The organism is Agrilactobacillus fermenti, assembly GCF_021030645.1.
In the GTDB taxonomy this organism is placed as follows: domain Bacteria; phylum Bacillota; class Bacilli; order Lactobacillales; family Lactobacillaceae; genus Agrilactobacillus; species Agrilactobacillus fermenti.
In genome coordinates this window covers 1-5,115 of sequence record NZ_JACGCJ010000057.1, presented here as the reverse complement: position 1 = coordinate 5,115, position 5,115 = coordinate 1, and the positions used below count along the sequence as shown (strand labels likewise).

At 33.3% G+C, this 5,115-nt stretch carries 8 protein-coding genes; 1 reads left to right on the top strand and 7 read right to left on the bottom strand.

Annotated features, from left to right (window positions below; genetic code table 11):
- Positions 1-191, top strand: a 191-nt coding sequence (locus FHQ08_RS12545; protein ID WP_230914730.1) for an IS3 family transposase, incomplete at its 5' end; no start/stop codon positions are given.
- Between the two features lie 135 nt (positions 192-326).
- On the opposite strand, the gene FHQ08_RS12540 is transcribed toward FHQ08_RS12545, so the two are convergent.
- The 7 genes from FHQ08_RS12540 to FHQ08_RS12510 all read right to left on the bottom strand — a co-directional run bounded on the left by FHQ08_RS12540 (position 327) and on the right by FHQ08_RS12510 (position 4,972).
- Positions 327-1,145 (bottom strand): ISL3 family transposase, encoded by an 819-nt coding sequence (locus FHQ08_RS12540; RefSeq protein ID WP_230914729.1) that lies wholly within the window; start codon positions 1,143-1,145, stop codon positions 327-329.
- A 6-nt stretch (positions 1,146-1,151) separates the two neighbouring features.
- Positions 1,152-1,589 (bottom strand): hypothetical protein, encoded by a 438-nt coding sequence (locus FHQ08_RS12535; RefSeq protein ID WP_230914728.1) that lies wholly within the window; start codon positions 1,587-1,589, stop codon positions 1,152-1,154.
- Between the two features lie 242 nt (positions 1,590-1,831).
- Entirely contained in the window at positions 1,832-2,332 is a 501-nt protein-coding gene (locus FHQ08_RS12530) for an NUDIX hydrolase (protein WP_230914727.1), read from the bottom strand.
- Positions 2,325-2,873 carry a class I SAM-dependent methyltransferase gene (locus tag FHQ08_RS12525; protein ID WP_230914726.1) on the bottom strand — a complete coding sequence of 183 codons (549 nt, stop codon included), beginning with the start codon at positions 2,871-2,873 and terminating at the stop codon, positions 2,325-2,327. Before FHQ08_RS12525 ends, FHQ08_RS12530 begins: the two co-directional genes overlap by 8 nt.
- Positions 2,870-4,078, bottom strand: coding sequence for a glycosyltransferase family 4 protein (locus FHQ08_RS12520; protein WP_230914725.1), 1,209 nt, complete (start codon positions 4,076-4,078; stop codon positions 2,870-2,872). Before FHQ08_RS12520 ends, FHQ08_RS12525 begins: the two co-directional genes overlap by 4 nt.
- An 18-nt stretch (positions 4,079-4,096) precedes the next feature.
- Positions 4,097-4,531: a nucleoside-diphosphate kinase gene (locus FHQ08_RS12515; protein ID WP_230914724.1), complete on the bottom strand. Its 435-nt coding sequence runs from the start codon at positions 4,529-4,531 to the stop codon at positions 4,097-4,099.
- 15 nt (positions 4,532-4,546) lie between these two features.
- Positions 4,547-4,972, bottom strand: a complete 426-nt coding sequence (locus FHQ08_RS12510) for a dTMP kinase (RefSeq protein ID WP_230914723.1) — start codon at positions 4,970-4,972, stop codon at positions 4,547-4,549.
- Positions 4,973-5,115: the final 143 nt, after the last annotated feature.

Here is a 5,115-nt window from a genome sequence, read left to right as displayed (position 1 = left end):
CTGGAGACAACAGTCCTATGGAGAGCTTCTGGAGTCACATGAAAGAAGAATTCTTCGCCTTTGAACAAGCGTATTCACAAGAGGAACTAGCGCTTCAGATTTCACGTTGTATCGATTGGTATAACAATGAACGTCGCCAAGAAACACTTAACGGCATGACCCCCCAACGAATATGGGTGCCATGCCATTAAGAAAGGTTCTTTGTCAATAAGTGTTGGTGAACATTTTTTATAAAGATTTTGAGAGGTTAGATCTTAATCGGTCTAACTTTTTTTGTTACAGTCAAGTAATGGCCTGCCAGCCTTTGGCTGGATTGCTTTATTTATTTAGATATGGGCGAATTGCAGGTAGATTCTGAGTTTGAAATTTCGTTGGTTTCTAAAGCCATAGCTGGTACGTTTGATCTCTTTGATTTTATGATTGGTCTCTTCAATTGGATCATTAGAGTAGTCATAACGACAACTATTGAAGAGTGCCTGCCAATGTATTTTAAGACTTCTGATAGTCGTATCCATTTCATCGTGTAATGGTCGGTAGTTATTCAAGACTGCTTTCAAGGCTTTCGCATCACGATCGTGAACCGCTGAGTAAATGCCTTGGTAAACTTCATAAGTTTGTTTGAAGGTCTCATCTAGGCTTAAAGCAAGATGGACTAGATTGACATCGGTATCGTAATAACCAACTGCTGGGTGATAACTCAGTTTTTTGGCTTCCAGAGTTTTAGCGTCACGCAAGAAAGTACGCCAGTTAGATTTAAGTAATTTATATTCTCTGGAACTGTGTTTCTGTTGTTTCATCAACTGCTTACGACAAGTATTCAAAGCACGATTAGCCATATTGATGATATGGAAACGGTCGATAATGATCTGTACATTAGGAAATACAGCTGGAATAAAATTGATGTAGGCCGCATTTAGATCGACGACGATACTTTTAACTTTTAGCCGCTCGGCTAAAGGAAAACCTAAGAAGTAATCCTTGAGTGTCGCTATTCGACGCGAAGGCAGGATAGCCCCAAGGTCATGGCTCTGGGTATCCATCCAGATAAAGCTATAGGTGTCTGTTGCTTTGAATTCGTCGAAATAAAGATGCTCTGGTAAATAATTTCGCTTTTCTTGAAGTGAGTAGACATTATCTTGGATCAAGATCCGTTAGACTGAGGCGCTTGAGATATGATAGGGTTGGGCAATAGTTTTGAGTGATATGTTGGTACGAGCATCTAGGGTGATCGCCCAGTGAACTGGTCGAGTGATCGAACAATGAGCTGCCACAACCTCAGTTTCTGCCATAAAAGTCGTTCGGCATTGCTTGCACAGATAACGTTGTTTTTTCAATTCCAAATAGACCGGTTGTCGTGTAGCCGTCACATTAGGTAATTTTAACCGACAGGTTTTCGTCCCATATTTGATCAAACTGCCTTCAAAGCCACAGTTTACGCAATGGGTTTCCTGGCTTTCTAGCTTGGCATGGTAAACAGCGGCACGTTCATCTTTGATCTTTTTCGTTTCAAAAGGTAGATTTTCATCAAATTTTATATTTCTATCCTTGATTCCTAAAACATTTTCTGTAAAATCAGTAGTAGGGAACATCATTCATCCTTCTTTCAATTGGTTTTAGACGACTTGATTTGTAACATAGGAACATGGTGTTCCTTTTTTGTGTCTCAAAATTGGTATAAAAATAAGGTGCCAGTGGACTGACGTCCACCAACACCAAAAAGTATAGAACCTTAAGAAAAGTGCATAAGCATTTTAATTATTTGAGTTGTCTACTTGACACGGAGTAGTTCCAAAAAAAACAATTGAATAATTTTAACTAGCTAAATAAATTATTAAAATACTTCTTTTTCAAGTACAATCCAATTTTTAAAAATCTTGTCTTTTGAATCAAATTTTCTTCCGTTCTGTATATACTCCTTTGCTTTCAGAACCAGCGGGGAAGCATTCTCGATTGTTAAATTATTAAGGGAAATAAATTTTGCTCCCAATGAATCCTGACCTTCAAAATTTTTAACGTTTTCTGCAATTTTACCTGTAAAATGTGTTACATCATAAAAAACACAAATATGCTGGTTATATCTCCATTGTTCGTAATGCCATGGGTATTTAAAACTGGTTATACCTATTTGTTTTAAATCATCAACCACGAGTCTGGTCTCTTCTTTAATTTCCCTTTTTATCGCCAAATATAATGACTCTCCATCTTCTAAGCTTCCCCCAGGTAAATCATACCTGTTAATATAAGGACCTCCATTTTTTTTTATAACTGCTAAACCATTTGTAGAATAAATAATACCATAAACTCCAAATGCTCTATGAAATTTCTTACTCATTCAATGTTTCCCCTTTCTTAACCCACCAAATATAATCATCTTCTAAAAAATAGTGATCTCCAAAATGAGTCTCCACAGCCTTTTTTACATCCGGTAAATCCGGATAGTTAAAGTCATGTCCTATCAATAACCCTCCAACTTTAAGCTTTTTCAACCACATTTCTATATCGTTGACTATATATTTATACTCATGGTTTGCATCAATAAATACGCAATCAAAATAGTTATCCTTAAATTTTTTAACTGCATATTCTGAAAAATCTTTGTATAATTTAATTTTTCTTTTGTTATTAATATATTTTTCCAATTTTAATTCAGCATAGTTCAATTTTATTTGATTGGCTCGAACATCATAATTTATATTGTCGTAATCAGGATATGTTTTAAAGGGGTCAATTAAATCATACTCTTCTATAGATTTTTCGTTTTCATCAAAGACAAATCTTGTTGTTTTCCCTTCAAAAACACCAACTTCGCCAATTATTAAATTGTCCTTTGATAATTCTTTCAATAAATTTGAAATCACTTCCCATCTTTTCACGGACAATCCTCCATTCCACTAAGCTTCTGTATCTTATACTTATCAATAACGTCAGCGTAATTTACTAACACGTCCCCTAAAACTTTACTTTCACTATAATTCTTAGCTACTCTTTTCGCCGTTATTCCTATTTTTTTTCTAGTAGACAACGGTCTTAAAAAGTTAACTGCGGAAATATAATCAGCTGCATTCATAGGATCAATTAAAATCCCACTTTGTTTATTAGTTATTATTTCCGGTATTCCACCTCTATTACTCGAAATAACTGGTTTCCCAAGAGATATAGCTTCTAATATTACATATGGTAAATTATCGTATAGTGAAGGAAATATTAATACATCCGCTTTTTCCATTAATTCTATAGCCTTGGAATGTTCTTTTTGACCATAGAAATGTATATTTATATTTGTTCCTTTTAATTCTTTTTTAATTTCTTCCATAGTTGAATCCATGTAGTAATTCCTGTTTGTATCCTTGCCAACAAAATTAAAAACAAATTTGCGAAAATTACTAGGATGTGACGATAATGCCTTAGATAAAGCTAATACTCCCTTTCTCTCCTCTAAACTTCCTACATATGTTACATTTACTATATCTTCAGAATAAGTAGAAACATTCCTATTAATGTATTTATTCTCAGACAATGGGTTAAGAATAACTTTCCCGGTATTTTTTCTGAGTTTATATTCATCGACAACCAGATCTAACAAATTTTTCGTACATGATATTAAAGCATCCGAATTAATAATTTGCTCTCGCTCTAATCGCAGAGTTTCTTCTCTATACTCCTTGTTAAATTGAAACCTATTAAACTTTTCCCATACAAACAATGGTGTGTGAAGTTTCACAACTATCGGAATGTTTCTATTGTCATTCTCTTGAAAGTAGACACAAGAAGCCCCCCAGTCGGGAGTTTCTACAATATCAACACTATCCTCCCGTTGTAATTTCAGAAGATGTTTACAAACGGCTAATCTAAACTTATTCATTCCCTCTTTTTTATTTTTTTCGAATGACTCAATATATATAGGTATAATATTAAAATTATTACTATATATTTTTCTTGTTGGTTTTTCTGATCGACAGATAACTGTTACTTTATTTCCAGAATCTGCTAATATTTTAGCCATAGTATATTGATATGTGGCTATTCCACCAAAATTACTCGTTATGGGATATTCTTCATGTACTAGACATATTTTCATAAGTATCCTCCGCCTATTTTATAACCATAATTTTCGTTCATGAATATATGCTGCCATGGAGTCAGAAGCATGCACTAAATTCTCACAACTTCTTCCCTGTTCTATAGCTTTAGTATAACTATCGATTCCCCACCTACCTCTTATAGTATTTCCACCTGACTTAGAAGGATCACTCTCTCCAATTAATCTTCTAAGATCTAGAATCGAATTCGTTTTTTCAACTTCCACTGCTAATATCGGTGTTTGAGAAAAATACTTATATATTCTTTCCAAGAACATAATATTATTTCCCTGTAAGTTATTATAGTAATGTTCATATACCAAGTATTTTGTTGCATTTTTAACTTTAATTTTGCATATTACAAAGCCTTTTTCTTCAATCAAATTTAAAATTGGACTAATTAAATTTCTTTTATTAGCATCAGGTTTAAACAGCAATAATGTTTTTTCCATTTTCATATCACTTTACTAATTAACCTCGCTAAAAATATTTTTCAGAATCTTTTCTTTTTCTGACTCATTCTTCACTATAAAAACCTCTCTATCATCATAGTCTTTAAAAATCTCTTGATACCTTATTCTTTGCTTATCTAAATAACTTAACATAGTTTCTCTTTTACTACCCTTTGACATAAAATCCAACCCTAATATATAATCACTTCTTTTATCCATCTGATCGATCATTCTTTTAAATATCAAATTTTTATCAATATCTAGAAATATAGTAATATCTGGCTTTTTAAAAATTTTAATATTCTTATGAATAAGATCTTGAGGTACCCCCCTTATCCCATCTCTAACTTCTAAAGTCTCAATATATCTATCACAAATCACTATCTCATTTCTTTCTATTCTTGGGATTATCTCTTTCTCATATCTAAAAACTAAATCCAAGAGGTGTGAATAAAAATGGATTTGAGTCAATATCTTGGACACGATTTGAGAGATTTTTTTCGATATTCCGATGGGCGATTATTTCATCACTTCGATCGAATATCAAACCCACACCGTTTGACATCTGATCGAAGTGATGAAGA

Coding starts and splice junctions, on each gene's coding strand:
- FHQ08_RS12535 (WP_230914728.1), bottom strand. CDS start 1,589: ATGTTCCCTACTACTGATTTTACAGAAAATGTTTTAGGAATCAAGGAT.
- FHQ08_RS12530 (WP_230914727.1), bottom strand. CDS start 2,332: ATGAGTAAGAAATTTCATAGAGCATTTGGAGTTTATGGTATTATTTAT.
- FHQ08_RS12520 (WP_230914725.1), bottom strand. CDS start 4,078: ATGAAAATATGTCTAGTACATGAAGAATATCCCATAACGAGTAATTTT.
- FHQ08_RS12515 (WP_230914724.1), bottom strand. CDS start 4,531: ATGGAAAAAACATTATTGCTGTTTAAACCTGATGCTAATAAAAGAAAT.